The 18,732-nt window shown below is 43.4% G+C and carries 22 protein-coding genes; 5 read left to right on the top strand and 17 right to left on the bottom strand.

Going from position 1 to position 18,732, the window contains the following annotated elements; genetic code table 11:
* Nucleotides 1-11: 11 nt before the first annotated feature.
* From MP3633_RS04460 to MP3633_RS04435, 6 genes are all read right to left on the bottom strand, one after another.
* Nucleotides 12-1,526, bottom strand: coding sequence for an ATP-binding protein (locus MP3633_RS04460; RefSeq protein WP_176334631.1), 1,515 nt, complete (start codon nt 1,524-1,526; stop codon nt 12-14).
* A gap of 7 nt (nt 1,527-1,533) precedes the next feature.
* Nucleotides 1,534-2,253, bottom strand: a complete 720-nt coding sequence (locus MP3633_RS04455) for a response regulator (RefSeq protein ID WP_112140474.1) — start codon at nt 2,251-2,253, stop codon at nt 1,534-1,536.
* Nucleotides 2,254-2,287: 34 nt separating this feature from the next.
* Nucleotides 2,288-2,743 carry a DUF1499 domain-containing protein gene (locus MP3633_RS04450; protein ID WP_176334630.1) on the bottom strand — a complete coding sequence of 152 codons (456 nt, stop codon included), beginning with the start codon at nt 2,741-2,743 and terminating at the stop codon, nt 2,288-2,290.
* A 27-nt stretch (nt 2,744-2,770) separates the two neighbouring features.
* Complete coding sequence (rluB, locus tag MP3633_RS04445) at nt 2,771-3,673, bottom strand: 23S rRNA pseudouridine(2605) synthase RluB (RefSeq protein ID WP_112140476.1); 903 nt, start codon at nt 3,671-3,673, stop codon at nt 2,771-2,773.
* Between the two features lie 115 nt (nt 3,674-3,788).
* The gene (locus tag MP3633_RS04440; RefSeq protein ID WP_112140477.1) at nt 3,789-4,409 is read right to left on the bottom strand and encodes an L-threonylcarbamoyladenylate synthase; all 621 of its coding nucleotides are present in this window, start codon (nt 4,407-4,409) and stop codon (nt 3,789-3,791) included.
* A gap of 72 nt (nt 4,410-4,481) precedes the next feature.
* The gene (locus tag MP3633_RS04435) at nt 4,482-5,333 is read right to left on the bottom strand and encodes a PHP domain-containing protein (RefSeq protein WP_176334629.1); all 852 of its coding nucleotides are present in this window, start codon (nt 5,331-5,333) and stop codon (nt 4,482-4,484) included.
* Between the two features lie 84 nt (nt 5,334-5,417).
* Here MP3633_RS04435 and MP3633_RS04430 point away from each other — a divergent pair, with 84 nt between their 5' ends.
* Both MP3633_RS04430 and MP3633_RS04425 read left to right on the top strand, forming a co-directional pair.
* A complete protein-coding gene (locus MP3633_RS04430; RefSeq protein ID WP_176334628.1) occupies nt 5,418-5,954 on the top strand; it encodes a septation protein A in 537 nt (178 codons plus the stop codon).
* Between the two features lie 2 nt (nt 5,955-5,956).
* Entirely contained in the window at nt 5,957-6,262 is a 306-nt protein-coding gene (locus MP3633_RS04425) for a YciI family protein (RefSeq protein ID WP_176334627.1), read from the top strand.
* 60 nt (nt 6,263-6,322) lie between these two features.
* On the opposite strand, the gene MP3633_RS04420 is transcribed toward MP3633_RS04425, so the two are convergent.
* The gene (locus MP3633_RS04420) at nt 6,323-6,604 is read right to left on the bottom strand and encodes an Rdx family protein (protein WP_176334626.1); all 282 of its coding nucleotides are present in this window, start codon (nt 6,602-6,604) and stop codon (nt 6,323-6,325) included.
* A 91-nt stretch (nt 6,605-6,695) separates the two neighbouring features.
* On the opposite strand from MP3633_RS04420, the gene MP3633_RS04415 reads away from it, so the two are divergent.
* Together MP3633_RS04415 and mnmC are read left to right on the top strand one after the other, a co-directional pair.
* Nucleotides 6,696-7,247: a peptidylprolyl isomerase gene (locus MP3633_RS04415; protein WP_176334625.1), complete on the top strand. Its 552-nt coding sequence runs from the start codon at nt 6,696-6,698 to the stop codon at nt 7,245-7,247.
* Complete coding sequence (mnmC, locus tag MP3633_RS04410) at nt 7,237-9,255, top strand: bifunctional tRNA (5-methylaminomethyl-2-thiouridine)(34)-methyltransferase MnmC2/FAD-dependent 5-carboxymethylaminomethyl-2-thiouridine(34) oxidoreductase MnmC1 (RefSeq protein ID WP_176334624.1); 2,019 nt, start codon at nt 7,237-7,239, stop codon at nt 9,253-9,255. The genes MP3633_RS04415 and mnmC overlap by 11 nt, the downstream gene beginning before the upstream one ends.
* Before the next feature lie 60 nt (nt 9,256-9,315).
* Here the strand turns inward: mnmC and MP3633_RS04405 are convergent, their stop codons facing one another.
* Nucleotides 9,316-9,645: a hypothetical protein gene (locus MP3633_RS04405; protein ID WP_176334623.1), complete on the bottom strand. Its 330-nt coding sequence runs from the start codon at nt 9,643-9,645 to the stop codon at nt 9,316-9,318.
* A gap of 116 nt (nt 9,646-9,761) precedes the next feature.
* On the opposite strand from MP3633_RS04405, the gene cysE reads away from it, so the two are divergent.
* A complete protein-coding gene (cysE, locus tag MP3633_RS04400) occupies nt 9,762-10,577 on the top strand; it encodes a serine O-acetyltransferase (protein ID WP_176336728.1) in 816 nt (271 codons plus the stop codon).
* Nucleotides 10,578-10,635: 58 nt separating this feature from the next.
* On the opposite strand, the gene MP3633_RS04395 is transcribed toward cysE, so the two are convergent.
* The 9 genes from MP3633_RS04395 to ccmD form a co-directional block, all read right to left on the bottom strand.
* Nucleotides 10,636-10,872, bottom strand: a complete 237-nt coding sequence (locus MP3633_RS04395; protein ID WP_112140494.1) for a YheU family protein — start codon at nt 10,870-10,872, stop codon at nt 10,636-10,638.
* A complete protein-coding gene (ligA, locus tag MP3633_RS04390) occupies nt 10,873-12,891 on the bottom strand; it encodes an NAD-dependent DNA ligase LigA (protein WP_176334622.1) in 2,019 nt (672 codons plus the stop codon).
* An 88-nt stretch (nt 12,892-12,979) separates the two neighbouring features.
* Nucleotides 12,980-14,008, bottom strand: coding sequence for a cell division protein ZipA (zipA, locus tag MP3633_RS04385; RefSeq protein ID WP_176334621.1), 1,029 nt, complete (start codon nt 14,006-14,008; stop codon nt 12,980-12,982).
* Between the two features lie 65 nt (nt 14,009-14,073).
* The gene (locus tag MP3633_RS04380) at nt 14,074-15,255 is read right to left on the bottom strand and encodes a tetratricopeptide repeat protein (protein ID WP_244959838.1); all 1,182 of its coding nucleotides are present in this window, start codon (nt 15,253-15,255) and stop codon (nt 14,074-14,076) included.
* Nucleotides 15,252-15,662: a cytochrome c-type biogenesis protein gene (locus tag MP3633_RS04375; RefSeq protein WP_244959836.1), complete on the bottom strand. Its 411-nt coding sequence runs from the start codon at nt 15,660-15,662 to the stop codon at nt 15,252-15,254. The genes MP3633_RS04380 and MP3633_RS04375 overlap by 4 nt, the downstream gene beginning before the upstream one ends.
* Nucleotides 15,659-16,168, bottom strand: coding sequence for a DsbE family thiol:disulfide interchange protein (locus tag MP3633_RS04370; protein ID WP_176334620.1), 510 nt, complete (start codon nt 16,166-16,168; stop codon nt 15,659-15,661). Before MP3633_RS04370 ends, MP3633_RS04375 begins: the two co-directional genes overlap by 4 nt.
* Before the next feature lie 5 nt (nt 16,169-16,173).
* Complete coding sequence (locus tag MP3633_RS04365) at nt 16,174-18,108, bottom strand: heme lyase CcmF/NrfE family subunit (RefSeq protein WP_176334619.1); 1,935 nt, start codon at nt 18,106-18,108, stop codon at nt 16,174-16,176.
* Nucleotides 18,109-18,120: 12 nt separating this feature from the next.
* On the bottom strand, nt 18,121-18,588 hold the full coding sequence (gene ccmE, locus MP3633_RS04360) for a cytochrome c maturation protein CcmE (RefSeq protein ID WP_176334618.1): 468 nt from the start codon (nt 18,586-18,588) through the stop codon (nt 18,121-18,123).
* The gene (gene ccmD / locus MP3633_RS04355) at nt 18,585-18,731 is read right to left on the bottom strand and encodes a heme exporter protein CcmD (RefSeq protein WP_244959942.1); all 147 of its coding nucleotides are present in this window, start codon (nt 18,729-18,731) and stop codon (nt 18,585-18,587) included. The genes ccmE and ccmD overlap by 4 nt, the downstream gene beginning before the upstream one ends.
* Nucleotide 18,732: the final 1 nt, after the last annotated feature.

The following is an 18,732-nucleotide window of genomic DNA, read 5'->3' as shown; positions in this document are numbered from 1 at the left end:
TTATATCAGCATCAGGACAAGGTGTTCTGATGCTGATTACGTGACCAAATCAAACTAAATTTAGCGCCACCAGACTCACTCGCATCGATCAATACTGCACCGCCATGCCAAAAAGCAATACGCTGAACAATTGCGAGCCCTAACCCATAACCTCCTGAAGCACGCGTCCGGCTGTTATCCAATCGCTGGAAAGGTATAAAAACTTTATCCCTGTCTTCAAAAGCAATACCAGGACCATCATCTTCAATATCTAACTGCCAACGCTCTGAGTCATGAGAGAAAGTAATGGAGATTTTGCTAGCAGCGTATTTAGCTGCATTCAAAATAAGATTCTGTAAGGCTCTGCTCAGATGATGTTCATCAGCCAACACTATGTCTGCCTCATTAATATCCACGTCGACACTAAGATGCTGAAGTAGCAGGTGATTATGTCTCAAAATGCCATCAACTAATTGAGAAATAGAAAGCTCTTTGAAATTAAGTTCTAATGAGCCACCCTCTAGCTTCCCGTAAGTAAGCACTTCATCCACCAACGTATTCAACTCTTCGACATCACCTTCCAACGCTTCGATAGATTTAGCAACATCATCATCCACTTCGTCCTTCATCACCTCCAACCCGAACCGTAAACGGGCAATAGGTGTTCTTAACTCATGGGAAATGGCATTTATCATTTCACGCTGCACTTTCAATAAGCGTTGAATATGTGATGACATAGAATCAAATGAATAAGCCAATTCTTTTAGTGTGCCATTACTATCCGGAATACCTTTTGGCAAACCACTTCTACCGCGAGCAATTTGACGAGTAATACTTTCAAATGTCTTTCGTTTAAAATCAAGAGAGACTAATTCACGCCAGATGAGAATAAGCATGACTAGCATTCCTACAAAGACAATAATAACCACAGTAAAGGTTAAGGAAATATTTTCTTCATGGACAATGGACAAGTAAACAGCGCCGTCCGCCTCCTCATCTTCCCATAAGAAACCATACTCCCCATAAGCACCATGAACCAAGGCAACACCCGTTAACACACTGGGAGATTTAGAAGAAATATACTCAACAGAAAGACACGGCATATTTTCAATTAAAGACTTCTTATCCTGATAACTCATCTGATCTGATAGAAGAAAACGCTGCAACAAGGATTCAAATTTAAAAAATTTGTCATGTTGATACGCTCGGCCCATTAATACAGACTGACCAGAATGTTCAAACGTTAATTGATAGCTATTATCGGGGAATTTAAGCCATTTTTTTTGACTTATTAACGAGGAAATCGTTGAAATTGAAAGAGGCTCAGTTAGCTGTAAAGTCCAATTAAACTGAGACTCTGGTAGCTGCTGGCTAATACCAGAAAGCAGGAGAACAGAGCTTATTTCTGCGTCTACACAAAGCAATTGCTCTACTCTTGAAGCACTGAAGCGAGCTTGAGTAAATGCCATAACAACGTAACAGGACAAGACAATAACGACACCTCCAAACACCAGGTGCCGATATAAACGCCACATTTCAGCTCGCATTACGTTCCTATACTTCTTTTACAAACAAGTAACCCTTACTACGAATGGTTTTTATACGACGAGGATGAATTGGGTCATCGCCTATTTTTGAGCGAATTCGAGAGATTCTAACATCAACAGAACGATCTTGACCGTCGTACTCGATACCACGCAATTCACCAAAAATCTCTTCACGACTTAGAATACGACCAGCACTACTGGCCAACAACCACAATAAATCAAATTCAGCACTGGTAAGTTCGACTTCTTCTTCGAGCAACCAAGCCTCACGACGAGAGTTATCAATTGTCAAAGGGCCAAAAATCAAGTTCTGCTCTTCTTTAGAGGATTCAGCAGACAGGTCAACATCTTGCGTACTGCGACGCAATAACGACTGCACTCTTGCTAACAACACCCTTGGTTTTGCAGGCTTAGAAACATAATCATCCGCCCCAATTTCTAAACCTAAAATTTGGTCGACATCATCACTGCGAGCCGTCAACATTAAAATAGGTCCTTTGTAGTCATGACGGACACTGCGACATACTGTAAAGCCGTCAGCACCGGGCAACATCAAATCTAAGATAACAAGAGAAGGTTGCTCTTCAATAATACGAGAAATAGCCTTGCGGCCATCCGCTTCAACACCAACGTTGAAACCATTCTTTTGTAAGTATTCTTGAGTCAATAAAGCTAAACGCTCATCATCCTCAACAATTAAAATAGTTTGGTTGTCATCTAAACTCATGGGCAATCCTCGTCCAACTATTATCGTTTTAGAATTAATTTACTAGAAGATCTTGAATTTTTCTAACTCTCTCGCGATTTACACCGAAGTCGGAATGACCCACACGCGAGCCCGAACGAAAATGTACAACGCTATCCGCTTCGGGGAAATAGAACTCAACATCATCAATATAGCCCACCAAGTGACTCGTCACCTCGAAATGGACATAGCCTAAGGTACTACTCACAATCCGAGCATTTCCCTTATTCAGCATATAGGATTCGATAGATAACTGCGTGTCTTTACGACCGCCCGTGTAAATAATAGGCTCAGCATAATGAACCGTATCTTCTGGCGCTGCCTGCGTCGACACACAATTAGGAGACGAGGAACAAGGCTTCAACAGACCATCCGTTACACCAAGCCCTTCAGGCAATTTATTACTTACATTTACGTAAATAAAAAAACCGACAACCAAGACCACAATTAATGCAATTATCCAGCGAACCATGCTTCTACGACTCCAAACCAATTTATCTTAACGAAACGACCTTTTGCCTGGTTTTTTAGGCTTAAATTCCTGTTTATCGCTACTCTGCCAATCAAAGCCTTTATTTGCGCCGCGACGTGCACCGCCCGCCGTTGCTTTATTCTTGTGACGTTTAAGTTCAAGCTTTTGCTGCTGCGTCTTAGGTTTCAATTCCGACACTTTAAGATCAACCATGGCACACAATGAATTAACTTCAGCGTCTTCCATTTCGACCCAACGACCTACCTTTGCTTTTGACGGTAAGAAAATAGGACCAAAACGAACACGCTTCAAACGGTTAACCTTAACGCCTTGGGACTCCCAAAGACGACGAACTTCGCGGTTACGACCTTCCATTAAGCATACGTAAAACCAGCGGTTAATACCTTCACCACCACCATCGACAATATCAGTAAACTTGGCAATACCATCGTCCATGATCACGCCTTTTTTCAACGCGGCAATGTTTTCTTCTGTTACTTCACCCATGACACGGACAAGATACTCTCGATCTATCTCCGTCGATGGGTGCATCAATCTATTCGCTAGTTCACCATCCGTCGTAAAGAGCAACAAACCAGAAGTATTAATATCCAAACGGCCTACCGCAATCCAGCGCTCTCCGCGCAGCTTAGGCAGCTTATCAAAAACAGTCGGTCGACCTTCTGGGTCTTTACGAGTACAAACCTCACCTTCGGGTTTGTTATAAATAATAATACGGCGATTTTCACCTGCTTCTGTCGCTTCGATGACATATCCATCTATCGAAACTGTATCTGTCAGGCTTACACGGTCGCCTAATGTAGCAACCTCACCATTCACTAATACACGACCTTCACGGATACGGGTTTCCATTTCACGGCGTGAACCCTGACCTGCTCTTGCTAATACTTTTTGTAACTTTTCGTCCATTACGAACCTCTTAGAGGGAATGCTTCTCAGCAACCCAGTTTTAATAATATTAATTGACTATTTAGCGCATTATAAGCCACACACCGTGGGCCTTGACAGCTGAATATTAAACAATTTACTGAAACGGCGCAGGATCCCCTGCGCCAATACGAACTACTTCAATGCTATCAGCATCCATTTTAACGACCGTTGTCGGCTGTAGCCCACAAAAGCCGCCATCTATAACTAAATCTAGCGCATGTTCGAGCGTATCGCGAATGTCGTATGGGTCGGTCATCGGATCGGTTTCTCCAGGTAAAATAAGAGAAACACTCATGATCGGCTCGCCCAACTCTTCTAACAACGCAGACACTATTTGATTATTTGGGATTCGAATACCAATCGCCTTTCTTTTTGGATGCAATAACCGCCTAGGCACTTCTGATGTGGCACTGAAAATGAAGGTGTAAGGACCTGGAGTATTATTTTTAAGTAAGCGATATAGGCGATTGTCAAACCGTGCATAGGTTGATATTTCAGATAAATCACGACACACCAACGTAAAGTTATGCTTATCATCTAAGCGACGAATTGCTCTAATTCGATCCTGTGCTGATTTATCACCAAGATGACAACCCAATGAATATCCACAGTCTGTTGGATAAGCAATAACACCACCATTACGAATGACTTCTGCCGCTTGTTTAATCAAACGCGCCTGTGGGTTTTCTGGGTGTATCTGAAAAAATTGACTCAACCTACTCTCCACTAAAAATGTCAATATATACACAAAACCTAACACCTAAGAAGCTAGGTTATAAAAATTTTGCTATGCCCAAGCCTGCCAAACTAAATCGACTTCACTTTCATGTATTTGGGTGAACTTTCCCACCTGCATCCAAGGCCCAAACGGTCCATGATAGTCACTTCCTACTGAGGCTTTTAGTCCAAACTCTCTCGATAAGCGCTCCAATAAGCGAACACTATCTGGACGCTCATTACCCGAAACAATTTCGATCCCAGTCCCACCCCATTTTTTAAAATCGCCCAATAAGCGTTTTAATTTGGTCACGGTAAGAGGGTAGCGTTTAGGGTGTGCTAAAACCAACTCCATATTTTGACCCGAAAGTGCGGTTAATACCGTTTCAAGGTCAGGCCACACATCCCGCAATTGCCCCAACCGCTTATTCCCTAAATAACGATCAAACGCTTTATTCGCGTCTTTCACAAACCCTTGCTCAACCAATAAACTCGCGAAATGTGGTCGCCCTAGCTGGCTTTCACCAGCCAATGCTGTCGCTTCATCAAACAAATCAGGTAACCCCTGTTTTACCAACAAATCAGCAATCCGTCGTGCTCGATCTAAACGTATTGCCTGATTTTCTTCGACAATCGACAGTAAGGCAGGATTATCCCGTGTAAAGTTTAATGCCACCATATGCAGAGGAACACCATTCCACTGGGTTGATAGCTCAACGCCATTGATGAAACTTAACCCATGTTCAGACGCTCTTTGGCCTGCTTCAGCAATTCCATCCAATGTGTCGTGATCCGTTAGAGCGAACAGGGACACTTTTTGCTCGACGGCAAGATCGACTAGTTGAGTCGGCGAAAATTTACCATCCGAACACGTTGAATGGGTGTGTAAATCGACTTTTCGGTAACTCGCAGCTTCAGGCATAGATTGACTGTTCTTTAAAAGGAATGATGGTTATTATAAGACCAGCATACATACATTCTAGTATACATACACTGGGTTTTTTATATGAAAATACTATTCGACTTTCTTCCTATCGTTATCTTTTTTGCTGTTTATAAAATGACAGGAGACATCATTCTCGCAACGGCCGTTTTGATTCCAGCAACACTTATTCAAGTTGGTTTCACTTGGTTTAAAAACAAAACCGTAGAGAAAATGCATATTATTTCATTAGTGTTAGTCGTGCTATTGGGCGGCGCGACAGTATTAATGGGAAATGGAGATTTCATCAAATGGAAGCCGACAATCGTCAACGGCCTTTTTGCCATTGTCTTTTTTGGTAGCCAGTTTATTGGCGATAAAAACATCATTCAACGCATGATGGGCGATAAACTTGAGCTGCCTTTTAAAATATGGCGTACTCTGAATCTTGCTTGGGTCTGTTTCTTTATTGTTTCTGGCGCGACTAACTTATATGTCGCCTTCTCTTACAGTGAAGAGATATGGGTAGACTTCAAACTGTTTGGGTTATTAGGCATGACGATTGTCTTTATTCTGCTGCAAGGTATTTATCTCTCATCACATTTACAAAATAAGGAATAGCAATGCTTTACTCAATTATTGGCGAAGATGTGACTAACAGTCTTGGCGCGCGTTTAGAAGCACGCCCTGCACACCTTGCTCGCCTAGAAGTACTGAACAACGAAGGTCGTTTGATCTTAGCAGGCCCAAACCCTGCCATCGATTCAGATAACCCAGGCGATGCTGGCTTTACTGGTAGCGTTGTGATCGCTGAATTTAGCAGCCTTGAAGAAGCAAAAGCATGGGCTGACGCGGATCCTTATGTGGACGCTGGCGTTTATAAAAACGTAACGATAAAACCTTTCAAACAAGTTTTCCCAAATACCTAAAAGAAAACACACCCTAATCTTCTCTGCGGGGAAGATTAGGGAAGGTTATTTGTAATAAATTTAAATTTTCACATCTGAATGCCCTAAGTCTCGATCAGGATCAATAACATCCCTCATTCTTTGCTTTAGCACTTTCGCCTCTGGAAAACCGTCTTCTTCTTTTCGACACCAAATTTCCTGGCCATTGACCCTTATCTTAAAAATACCGCCCTGTGTCGGCAACAGTGTGACACTTTTAATATCGTCATCAAATGTCGTTAGCAACTCTTGAGCCAGCCACGCGGCGCGCAACATCCAACGACATAAAGTACAATACTCAATTTCTACGGCAGCAGTTCGCATTCATTTTCTCTCCGGTAAATACACAAAACGTCTTGGCATGTTATGACACACCCAATAGTATTGGGCATACATTAAATAAGGAAGTAGCACTATGCGTAAATCTCTTATCACCAGTCTTGCTTTACTGGCTTTTTGCTCACAACTAGAAGCCACCGAAGTCGATATTTTAACCAGTCAAGGCACCATCCGAGTAGACTTAAAAGACGAAGCGGCTCCAAAAACGGTAGAGAACTTCTTACGTTATGCTGATGAAGGATTTTACGATGAGACCATCTTTCACCGGGTAATTCGCGGTTTCATGGTGCAAGGCGGTGGTTTTACAACAGACCTAGAGCGTAAAACAACACACCAAGCCGTGGCTTACGAAGGCGACAATGGATTAGCCAATAATCGAGGAACGCTGGCCATGGCTCGCACGCAAGACCCAAATAGTGCCACGTCGCAATTTTTCGTTAACCAAGTCGATAACGCCTTTTTAAATGATGGCTCGCGCGGCGCGGCGGGTTATACCGTATTCGGTGAAGTCGTTACGGGTATGGATATTGTCGATGCCATTTCTGCGGTACCAACATCAAGCGTTGGACCATATCAAAATGTACCAACGACTCCTGTCGTCATCAAGAGCATTGTCCGTGTTAACTAGCTACCAATTAGAAAAACCGTCATTAAGCTGGGGAGATGACGGCGCGCCGCACTCCAACCAGTTCGATGATGTCTATTTTGATAAAGAATCCGGTTTAGAAGAAACTCGCTATGTTTTCCTACACAACAACCACTTAGCTGAGCGCTGGAAGTCTCTTAAGAAAAACGCATTTGTCATCGCTGAAACAGGTTTTGGCACTGGCTTAAACTTCCTCTGTGCATGGCAAGATTTTTTAGCGGAAGCGCCTAGTGACAAGCAACTGCATTTTATTTCTGTAGAAAAGTACCCACTGACAAAAGGCATGCTAATAGATGCTTTGAAGATGTGGCCTTCTCTCAGTCATTTTAGTCAGCAACTTATCGAGGCTTATCCAGAAATCTGTCATGGCATGCATCGCGTTGAACTTGAACAAGGAAAAATTCAGCTGACACTCTGGTTTGGTGAAGCAGAAGAAGGCTTCGCCGCGTTAAACGCCGACGTAGATGCGTGGTTTTTAGATGGCTTTGCGCCGAGCAAAAACCCAGAGATGTGGACCGACAACCTATTCAAGCACATCCATCGACTTAGCCACCAAGGCACCACTTGCGCGACTTTTACTGCGGCGGGAATTGTTCGCCGAGGCCTACAAAGTGTCGGCTTTGATGTTAAGAAGGTAAAAGGTTTTGGTCAAAAAAGAGAAATGGTCGTTGCGGAACTTAAACAACCAACAGCCGCACTATCAGAGCGCATGTCACAAGGCCAATCTTGGTTTAACCTACGCCAAGAAAAACAAACAGAAGTCACTCATGTATTAGTGGTCGGTGCAGGATTAGCTGGGGCAAATACGGCGTATGCACTTGCAAGCCAAGGCATAAACGTCACAGTATGGGAACAAGGTGACCACATTGCTTGCGGTGCATCAGGCAACCCACAAGGCATGCTCTACCCTAAATTAGCGTCACAAGACACGCCTGTTAATCGCTTTTATCTATCCGCTTACTTACACGCTACTCGTCTCTATTCGATATTGGATAAACAGAAAGCATTTTGGGATCAGTGCGGCTTAATACAAATTCCAAAAAATGAGAAAGAGAGCGAACGTTTCGAAAAGCTTATCAATGAAAAACGCTACCCAGAGACTATTTTACGCGCCGCTGAGGATAACGACAGAGAAGGAAGTTTGTTATTACCGCTTTCTGGTTGGGTGGTACTGACTCAGCTTTGCGAAAAGCTACTCTCTCACAAAAACATTAAGGTTAGCTTAAACACGCGCCTTGAAAACCTTTCTCAAATTCATTCTGCTTCCCAACCCATTAGTTGGGAAGCAATATCAAGTAATCAACAAGCATGTTTCTCTCATGTCGTTTTATGCACAGCAAATGATACCGAAGCGCTCGACGTCGCGCCAAATACACCTGCGCACCCTATTCGAGGACAGGTCTCGTTTATTGACATAGAAAAAGCCCAGGCCGCTTGTAAGGCCATAGGGGAATCTGACTATAAAATAGACATTAACAAAGTCTTATGTGAATTTGGGTATGTTTCACCCTCTATAAATGGCTTGCTGCATTTTGGGTCAACCTATGACTTGAAAGATCATGATGACCAAGTAAGAGATGAAGACCATAAACGAAATCTGGCAATTTTAGAAAGGCTGCTGTTATTGCCGAAAGGTACGTTTGACAGTAAAGAATGCGGTGGGAGAGTATCGTACCGATGTGCGGTTCCTGACTACACCCCCATAGTAGGACCAGTTCAATCAGACAAAGTGTGCCAACAAGCCTATGCAGCTCTCAGTAAAAACGCAAAATGGCGGTCAGACAAAGCGATAGAACCAATCAATCAGCTCTACATGAACATTGGCCATGGATCGAGAGGATTGATATCGACACCGTTAAGTGGCAGTTATATTGCCAGCTTAATCCTCGGTACACCTTCGCCTTTAGAGCAAGACATTAGCCATAAGCTGCACCCTAGTCGCTTTATTATCCGAGACTTAAAACGCAGCCAAAATAACCAGCCGCATTAAGCCTACATTGAGTCATTTTGATAGACTCAATGTAAAGCCGTTTTATAAACCAAAACTGTATTATAGCTCAAACAATTCACACGCACTTGGAATAAGATTAGCGAAGCGATTCAATGTTTGAGGGCGATACACGTATTGATTAAGCTCTGGCAACATGGCTCGTAGTTTGTCGCTTAACTGCATCAAACTTGGATTCATAGGCTCGTAAGGGTACACGTGATCCTGCAAGCTCAGTTTATGCAGTTCATCAAGCTCGTCTTGTAATATACCTTTCATCGCAAAAAAACGATCTTTCTGATTAATATCATTGGTTTCCCAATAAACATCAGAAAGCAACTCATTTAATTCATAAAAGATATGTAATGCATCAGCAACATTTTTTTCAGACATATTATCTCCATCTTTTTGAGCAATCTTCACATTGCCCCTTGTAATGTTTAACCCTAACCCTATAACCTACATTCTAAACGTGAACGTATATAGGTGAATACCCCTTGAGTAAAACAATGCATCATGCAGTGACTTCTGACAATCTATGGCAATCTTTGCAAGCAGAAGCTGAAAAGCTTGCACAAGACGAACCTATTTTAGCCAGTTACTTTAACACTACTATATTACGCCATGATTCATTGTGTGCTGCGTTAAGCTTTTTGCTTGCCAGCAAGCTAGACAGCATATCAATTCCAGCGATGGTATTACGAGAAGTATTCGAAGAAGCCATGGCTGATATACACTCTGGCATTGTCAGATGCATCGAGCAAGATATTTTAGCCATAAAAGAAAGGGACGCTGCCTGCGACACCCTAACTACTCCTCTTTTGTTTTTTAAAGGCTTTCACGCATTACAAACCTATCGTGTAGCTAACTGGCTTTGGAAAAATGATCGGAAAAGTCTAGCGCTTTACCTGCAAGGACAAATGTCTATGGTGTTCAGTGTGGATATTCATCCAGCGGCAACGATTGGTTGTGGCGTCATGCTCGATCACGCGACAGGGCTTGTCGTGGGTGAAACCTGCGTCATAGAAGACAATGTCTCAATTTTGCAGTCGGTCACTCTTGGCGGCACAGGTAAAGAACATGGTGATCGTCATCCTAAGATTCGTTCTGGGGTATTGATTGGCGCCGGAGCCAAAATCTTAGGCAATATTGAAGTCGGTGAAGGGGCAAAAATCGGCGCAGGAAGTGTGGTACTAGAAGCGGTTGAGCATCACACGACAGTCGCTGGGGTTCCTGCAAAAGTCGTAGGACGCAACACAGAAGAAGAGCCCGCACGCATCATGGATCACAACATAAACCATTGCCTTCGTGATTGCTCAGAATAAACAGTGCTCCGAGCTCTCTATTCACAACAAGATACCCATTCAGAAAATAACCACGGCCTCACATGAGGTCGTAGTTGCTTAATGCATCTTTCGGAATCATTTTAATGGTTTCACTCTCCGTATCAAATAACAATACGGCCTCCCCTTTCTTCAACACCTGCAATGCCTGATCGCGTTTTTGCGCTGCGGATAAATCGTAATCACCGTAATCTGTACCATCGCGCGACACAATATCACCCAAAATGGTATCTAGTGCCTCTGGAGACAGTGAGTCGTAAGGAATTAATGTATCCAATTAAATTGCTCCATGTTGACTAAGTAAGGCAATAACACCTGCTTCATCGATAACTGGCACATCCAAAGATTGCGCTCTAGTGAGTTTAGAGCCGGCTTTTTCACCCGCCACTAAACAGTCAGTTTTTGCCGATACCGAGCTGCTCACCTTAGCACCCAATGACTGTAATTTGTCTTTTACTTGATCACGGCTAAACTGACTTAAAGATCCTGTTACCACATAAGTTTTACCTGATAGCGGCAGTTCATCAGATGAGGCTTGTGATTTTTTTTCCCAAACAACGCCAGCGCCGAGCAAACCGTGGATTGTTTTCCGATTCATTTCTTGATCGAAAAACAACTTAACGTGTTGAGCCACAATCGGCCCAACGTCTTCGACCTCTACTAAAGTCTCTTGATCCGCTGCCATCAGATCATCAAGTTCAGTAAAATAGTTTGTTAGCGCTCGAGCCGTTGCTTCACCGACTTCTCGAATGCCTAGTGCATAAATGAAGCGATTAAATTGAGTGGATTTTGCACTTTCAATTGAGGCAAGCAGCTTCTCTACCGATTTTTGCCCCATGCGCTCCATCGCTAAAAGTGACTCTTTCTTTTCATATAGAGTAAAAATATCGACTGGGGTTTTGACAAACTCTTGATCCACCAGCTGCTCGATCAACTTATCGCCAAGGCCATCGATATCCATCGCTTTACGCGAGACAAAATGCTTTAACGATTCTTTTAGCTGGGCACCACAAACCAAACCACCAGTACAACGAATGATCGCTTCACCTTCAACTTGTTCTAAATCTGAGCCACAAACAGGACAAGCATCTGGAAACACTACCTCAGTGGTATTGTCAGGACGCTTATCGACAAGCACTTGCACGACCTTAGGAATCACGTCACCAGCACGATGAATCACCACATAATCGTTCACCCGAACACCTAAACGAGCAATCTCATCTTTATTGTGCAAAGTAGCGTTGGACACGGTCACACCGCCCACAAAAACAGGCTCTAGTCGCGCTACGGGCGTAATCGCTCCGGTACGACCCACTTGGAAATCAATCCCTACCACTCGAGTCATTTCTTCTTGAGCAGGAAATTTTCTGGCTATCGCCCAACGCGGCGCTCGAGCAATAAAGCCTAATTGATTCTGCAACGAAATTTGATCAACTTTGTATACGATGCCATCAATGTCATAAGACAAATCGGCACGTTTTTCATTGAGCATTTCATAATACTCAATACAACCCGTTGCCCCTTCCACTCTTTTCATCAAATCATTAGTACGAAAACCCCATTCACTCAATTGCAGCAAACCTTCATAATGACTTTCAGGTTGGTTCCAACCTTCTACATAACCAATGGAATACGCACACATGACCAAAGGGCGAGTGGCAGTAATCTTAGGATCAAGCTGACGTAAACTGCCAGCTGCCGCATTACGAGGGTTGACGAACGCTTTATCGCCTTGCTTTATTGCTAACGCATTAAGCTTTTCAAACCCTTCTTTCGGCATATAAATTTCACCACGAACCTCTAACACTGCAGGCGGCGTTTTCGTACGTAACATCAAGGGAACCGAATGCAAGGTTTTGATGTTTGAAGTAATGTCTTCACCCGACAATCCATCACCACGAGTAACACCTCGCACTAAACGCCCCTCTTCATAACGCAGACTAATCGCTAAGCCATCCAGCTTAGGCTCGCAACAATAAACAAGGTTATCGGCATTAAGTAATTTACGAACTCGCTGGTCAAAATCCGCTAACGAATTATTATCAAAGGCATTGTCCAAAGACAGCATCGGAACCGTATGAGCCACGTTAACAAAACCGCTGTCTGGTTTTTCACCGACGCGCTGTGTCGGAGAATCATGTTGAACCCACTCAGGGTGCTCGGTTTCTATGTCTTGAAGCTGGCGGTAGTCACGGTCATACACGGCATCTGGAACGATTGGCGCATCTTTTACATGATAGGCATAACTGTAATCATTAAGCTGCTGAATCAGGTCCAGCATTTGCTGATGCGTCATGTTTGTCTCTTGGTTCATAGTTTAACTCGACGTATTTTCTTCAACTTGTGTCTAAAACAATCAAGGCCCCTTAGGGCCCTGATTCATCTTACTGTTTATTACGCATCAACCGGCGGCGCTCAAAGTCACGTATTCGCTGACGACAATGAGCGATGGTTTGATCACTCATCGGCGTTCGACGTTCGTCACGTAGCTCTCCACCTAGATTACGAACTAAGGTCTGGGCTGTCTCAAGCATAAAATCAAATGCTTTCATGCTATTTTTAGGCCCTGGCAATCCCATGAAAAAACTCACACCAGGACAATCACTTTCCCCCATGGAGTCTAAATCAAACGTACCCGGTTCAATCGCATTTGCCATGCTAAATTGCACTCTTCCACGGTCAAATCCGTCTTCATGACGATGGAAAATGTCCATTTCGCCATAACGCATCCCGCAATTCAGAATGAGTTGTAACAGTTCCATGCCAGAGAAGTTCTGTCCTTCTGGTGCAAAAATATTAATAACAATCACTTCTTCAATTTCAGCAACGCTGTCGTCTTCTTGAATGTCATCATCCATATCTTCGACAATACCATGTGGTGTTACTTGATCAATGTCGACTTCCGAATAACTGCGCTCGTAATCTTCATCACCATGAACATCTATATTGTTTTCAGTATCGATGACGAAGTCTAGGTCCAGCTCATCTTGCTCATAAAAACCATCATCTGAATAATTTTGCTCGGACACCGCCGAATCGCCAAAATCTCTTTCAGGGACCAAAGAAGCCAGTTCATCAAGATGCATTTCTTCACCCCGATCAAGCTCAGGACCAGAATCCACTTTATGTGGAACATCAGTCAAAGGTGATTTTGCGGTTTTCCTAGCATTCTCAAAGGCATTCACAATAGGATCATGTGATGATTTCGATCTCTCTTTTGAAGAAACCTTACCGTACCCTGTTGCGGCACCTTGCTGCACTAGAGCATCATCTGGCTCATCAAATTCACCGAGGTCATCTTCTGATTGGACATATTCTTGTCCCTTTTTATATCGACGAAATCCATCTATGAGGATAACGACAATAATGACGACCCCAATCAAGATTAGCCATTCACGCAAGCTAAATTCCATTATACATTCCGAATAGCATCAATTTAAGTTGACTGTATTATCAAACGAAGCGGCCTAGGATTCAATTACAAGGCCACGTTGATTACGAAAATCTCTTTAGTATTTGTAAGTAGACCACGCTTTATACCGATTATTCGACCTTTTGTAAGATCATTGTCATTAATATTCGACAATTTCACGACAATATCGACTTTGTCGATTTGCGCTAGCGTTACCGTTGGCATAACCGCGTCTAAATTGGTTAATAAAATAGGTTGCTCTAAATCCTCTGGAAACACTCTTTGTATTGCCACCGGCATTTTTTGCCCTTTTGCTAACGCGTACACCAGCAAAATATCGTCTTTTAGCCAGTGAAGGTTACGTTTATCCCATTCAACTTTCATTGCTAACTGATGAGTAATGATAGGGGCAACTTGTCGATAATCTATCGCACCGACGTCACGAGCCTTGGTAATGGCAGATAGTAACGCGATACGTTCGGCAGAATTAGAATTATAGCGGATGGCTTCTTGCCACGCTAAGACGGCGCCTAGATAGTTTTTTTGGTCAAATTCTGCAACTCCTTTTAAGCCAAGCGCGATGGCCTCGGTCGGCGCTTGTTCAAGAATAGCATCAACCGTTTTTTGCATTTTTTTCGAACTTTGATTGCCATTCGCATAAAAAATCGCTTGGGCGTATTCCACCAATAAATTCACTCTACCGTCCGCTTCTCTTGGCATTGCCTCAAGCGCTTTTTCAAAAGCGACCACTGCCTCATTGTATCTGCCTGCACTTACGTCATCGGTCGCTTCATAATACCAATCTTCAACACTTCCATAACGTCGGCTACGATACTGAAGGAAGTCGCTTACTTTTTGAGGCGTAAGACCTTGGGTTTGCAAATCTTGTGTAAAAATCACCTCTTTAGCATACCCCATCCGCTGATAAAGGCTCACACTCCCCAACACCAGTACAGCCACAACACCCAGCATAACCCACCGAGCAAGCGGGGTGCCGATATGAAGAATGTACTTTCTATTCGATGCTTGCTGCTCACTTTCATGATCAACATCTATTAAAAGCTGTACCGACTCATTAGACGTTAGGCGCCCCGCTTCCAGCTCTTCGGCTATTTCCTGTCGACGCACTTTACCAAAGGCCAGCAAATCCAGTTTCTTGAGGGAACGAAGACGCTTTAGCACTGAACCATAAAGAAACAAGATACTCAGCGTGAGCATTGCCGCCATCACTAAATAAGCCATTATCATGACGATACTCCACGTCTTTTACGGTTCGCCATCACTACAAAAACAAATACCAGTAAGCCAAGTCCGAGTAAGATAAAAGGGCCATACCAAAGCAAAAATGTCGCCGAAGAATGCGGTGGACGATACAACACAAACGCGCCATAACGAGCAACCATATAATCAACAATTTCCTGATCCGTTTTACCTTGCTCAATCATCTGGTGAACCTGCTCACGCAAATCCACCGCAATACCTGAACCTGAATCCGCCAAGTTCTGATTCTGACACTTAGGACAACGCAGTTCTTCGACCAAACTTTGATAACGAGTTTGATTCAACGACGAACTAAATGATATCAACTCCTCAGCCATACTAGGTAGAGTAAAACCAAAAATTATAAATAATAAAAACCATCTAAACATCATCATTTCAAATGGCCTTTTATGACCGGCCAATTTTGAGCATTAATCACACCTTGGTGCCGATAAACAATCATCCCAGAACGATCCACAACAAACGTTTCTGGCGCCCCCGTCACGCCCATATCTACACCAAAGTGTCCTATTTCATCCATCAACACATTGGCATAAGGATTACCTTTTTGCACCAACCATTGCTGCGCTAGATTTTTTTCATCTTTGTAATCAATACCAATAATGATAACGCCTTCATCCGCAAGTTCGACCAAAAAAGGATGCTCTAAATGGCAAGCCGGACACCAGGTTCCCCAGAAGTTAATCAAATAAGGGCCATCTGGCAAATCCTCTTGCGTAACAAGTTGATCTGTTTCTAGTGAGACTAATGTGAAGTCAGGGACTTTTTCTCCTACTAATGCCGAAGGCATGTATTGGGTATTTTTCCCCAATTGCAGATAAAAAATGGCGCCCAATACTAAAAAAAGAACCAATGGTATAAAAAGCAGTACTTTACGCATCTCTATTACTCTGCTCGCCTTCGATAGCGTTTATCAAGCGCGGCTAACAATCCGCCCACCATCATCATTAAACCACCTAACCATATCCAGCGGACGAAGGACTTAACGTAAATCCTCACCCCCCACGCGGAACCATCCAACTTTTCACCCAGAGAAATATATAAGTCTCGTGTAAAACCCGCGTCTAATGCGGCCTCAGTCATCACTTGTTGTCGTGTCGTAAATAAGCGTTTTTCAGGGTAAAGCACCGCCACCGGTTCGCCAGCTTTATATGCTGAAAAATGCGCTCTATCTGCTACATAATTAGGGCCTTTAACCTGCTCTAATCGATCAAACCTAAATTCATAACCCGCCATACTCGTACTTTCACCAGGCGACAAACGCAACATAGACTCTTGACTGTTGATGCTAACCAGCACAATCCCGACTAAACTGACAACCATACCAAGATGGGCCAGTAACATTCCGTAATAGTTTCTCGGCAACTGACGTGCCCGCGGAATGATACCCTTTGTGCCAGCCGATACTTTGCCGAACCAATCAGCAAAAGACAAACAAACCACCCAAAAAACAACAGTGAAACTAATCCAAGCCAAAAGTCCAAAATCATACCAATAAACCAAGGCGGCAGAAATTAGCGCCGACAAAATCACCGATGATAGACAAGGAATAAAAAAAACACTGAGTGGCGTATTATGCCACTTAGACAAAGGCCCAACAGCCATACAAACAATGAGCAACAACGCAATGGGCGTAAATACGCTATTAAAATAAGGCGCGCCAACCGAAATTTTACCAAGTCCCAAGGCATCAAAAATTAAAGGATATAAAGTGCCTAATAAAACAGTAAGCGTTAATACGGTTAATAGAATATTGTTCAACAACAACCACGCTTCTCGCCCAGTCAAACCAAAAGATACGGTGGATTTCACCTGAGCCGCACGAATAGCATACAAAAGTAAACTGCCGCCGACCAACACCAACAGTAAACCCAAAATAAAAATACCGCGTGTTGGATCTGCCGCAAAAGAATGCACCGACGTCAGCACACCAGAGCGAACTAAAAATGCGCCCAACAAAGAAAGGCTAAAGGTGAAAATAGCCAACAATACAGTCCAGCTTTTAAAAACACCTCGCTTCTCTGTCACTGCTAACGAATGCAATAAAGCGGTTCCCGCAAGCCAAGGCATAAACGAGGCATTCTCAACAGGGTCCCAGAACCACCAACCGCCCCAGCCCAACTCATAATAAGCCCACCAACTTCCTAGCGTGATACCCAGCGTCAAAAACGCCCAAGACGCCGCTGTCCAAGGCCTAGCCCAACGAGCCCAAGAAGAGTTCAAGTTGCCCGTAATCAATGCAGCCACCGCAAAAGCAAAAGCAACAGAGAATCCAACATAACCCATATACAATACTGGCGGATGAACAATCAGACCAAAATCTTGCAAGAGCGGATTCAAGTCGCCGCCATCGACCGGGACATCAGGTAATAAACGAGCAAAAGGTGAAGAGGTAAAAAGTAGAAAAGACAGAAACCCTGAACTCACAACCCCTAATACCGCTAAAACAACGGGGCCAACGTCTTCAGGTAATGTTCGTATTTTAAAAGCAACGGCAGCACACCACCCTGATAAGATTAGCACCCAGAGCAATAATGAGCCTTCGTGACCACCCCACACCGCGCTGAATTTATACCAGATAGGTAACTGGCTATTGGAGTTTTGACTAACGTATAAAACAGAGAAGTCATCAGTAATAAAAGACACACTCAATATGACGAAACTAATCGCCACCAAAATAAGCATAATGAAGGTCAGCGGGCGAGCCGTTTCCAATAAGAGGCGATTGTTAGTCCAATACCCAATCAGTGGAACAACCGCCAATGTCAAAGCAAAAAACAGTGATAGTATCAGTGAAAACTGACCAATTTCAGGAAGCATAAAAAGCCTAAACTAATAAATAGATTGTTCGGTTACTGTCTTTGTTTGCGTTGCATTTTGTGCGCTTTTCAGCGCTTCTGACACTTCTGGCGGCATGTAATTTTCATCGTGTTTAGCCAGCACTTGATTAGCCTGAAAAACGCCTTCGTTGTTTAGCTTACCTTGCGCCACAATTCCCTGACCTTCTCTAAACAAGTCAGGTAAGATGCCTTGATATGTAATGGTGACCTTATGTTGGAAATCCGTTACGTCAAACGACACGTAAAGCGTTTCTGAATGACGCTTTACGCTGCCTTTCACCACCATGCCACCGGCTCGAATATTGATATTTTGAGGCGCTTTACCTGTAGCAATCTGGGAAGGTGAATAAAATAAGTTGATATTTTGCTGTAGGGCGTACATCACCAATCCGGTGGCAGCACTCAAAATAATGGCGATCACCATGATAACCAACAGGCGTTTTTTTCTTACTGGGTTCATGAGCGCGTTGGATTCCTCAAATAGCGTTTAACAAGCGTGTCTCGTATCTTGCGACGTTTAGCCAAGGTATTCCACGTCAGCGCTATTAAGGCAAATATACTAAACCCATAAGCAGACCACACATAGGAACCATGCCTTCCCATC

The organism is Marinomonas primoryensis, from assembly GCF_013372285.1.
Taxonomy (GTDB): Bacteria; Pseudomonadota; Gammaproteobacteria; order Pseudomonadales; family Marinomonadaceae; genus Marinomonas; species Marinomonas primoryensis.
Note: the sequence above shows the minus strand (reverse complement) of the source record. Positions and strands in the feature narration are given on the sequence as shown.

What these genes read in the sequence shown, in the direction of transcription:
- MP3633_RS04435 (WP_176334629.1), bottom strand. Translation starts at nt 5,333, where the DNA reads ATGCCTGAAGCTGCGAGTTACCGAAAAGTCGATTTACACACCCATTCA.
- MP3633_RS04450 (WP_176334630.1), bottom strand. Translation starts at nt 2,743, where the DNA reads ATGGTTCGCTGGATAATTGCATTAATTGTGGTCTTGGTTGTCGGTTTT.
- rluB (WP_112140476.1), bottom strand. Translation starts at nt 3,673, where the DNA reads ATGGACGAAAAGTTACAAAAAGTATTAGCAAGAGCAGGTCAGGGTTCA.
- zipA (WP_176334621.1), bottom strand. Translation starts at nt 14,008, where the DNA reads ATGGAATTTAGCTTGCGTGAATGGCTAATCTTGATTGGGGTCGTCATT.
- MP3633_RS04460 (WP_176334631.1), bottom strand. Translation starts at nt 1,526, where the DNA reads ATGCGAGCTGAAATGTGGCGTTTATATCGGCACCTGGTGTTTGGAGGT.
- MP3633_RS04365 (WP_176334619.1), bottom strand. Translation starts at nt 18,108, where the DNA reads ATGCTTCCTGAAATTGGTCAGTTTTCACTGATACTATCACTGTTTTTT.
- MP3633_RS04420 (WP_176334626.1), bottom strand. Translation starts at nt 6,604, where the DNA reads ATGCGAACTGCTGCCGTAGAAATTGAGTATTGTACTTTATGTCGTTGG.
- MP3633_RS04405 (WP_176334623.1), bottom strand. Translation starts at nt 9,645, where the DNA reads ATGTCTGAAAAAAATGTTGCTGATGCATTACATATCTTTTATGAATTA.
- MP3633_RS04455 (WP_112140474.1), bottom strand. Translation starts at nt 2,253, where the DNA reads ATGAGTTTAGATGACAACCAAACTATTTTAATTGTTGAGGATGATGAG.
- MP3633_RS04370 (WP_176334620.1), bottom strand. Translation starts at nt 16,168, where the DNA reads ATGCGTAAAGTACTGCTTTTTATACCATTGGTTCTTTTTTTAGTATTG.
- ligA (WP_176334622.1), bottom strand. Translation starts at nt 12,891, where the DNA reads ATGACGCATCAGCAAATGCTGGACCTGATTCAGCAGCTTAATGATTAC.
- cysE (WP_176336728.1), top strand. Translation starts at nt 9,762, where the DNA reads ATGCATCATGCAGTGACTTCTGACAATCTATGGCAATCTTTGCAAGCA.
- MP3633_RS04375 (WP_244959836.1), bottom strand. Translation starts at nt 15,662, where the DNA reads ATGATGATGTTTAGATGGTTTTTATTATTTATAATTTTTGGTTTTACT.
- ccmE (WP_176334618.1), bottom strand. Translation starts at nt 18,588, where the DNA reads ATGAACCCAGTAAGAAAAAAACGCCTGTTGGTTATCATGGTGATCGCC.
- ccmD (WP_244959942.1), bottom strand. Translation starts at nt 18,731, where the DNA reads ATGGGAAGGCATGGTTCCTATGTGTGGTCTGCTTATGGGTTTAGTATA.
- MP3633_RS04425 (WP_176334627.1), top strand. Translation starts at nt 5,957, where the DNA reads ATGCTTTACTCAATTATTGGCGAAGATGTGACTAACAGTCTTGGCGCG.
- MP3633_RS04430 (WP_176334628.1), top strand. Translation starts at nt 5,418, where the DNA reads ATGAAAATACTATTCGACTTTCTTCCTATCGTTATCTTTTTTGCTGTT.
- MP3633_RS04380 (WP_244959838.1), bottom strand. Translation starts at nt 15,255, where the DNA reads ATGATAATGGCTTATTTAGTGATGGCGGCAATGCTCACGCTGAGTATC.
- MP3633_RS04415 (WP_176334625.1), top strand. Translation starts at nt 6,696, where the DNA reads ATGCGTAAATCTCTTATCACCAGTCTTGCTTTACTGGCTTTTTGCTCA.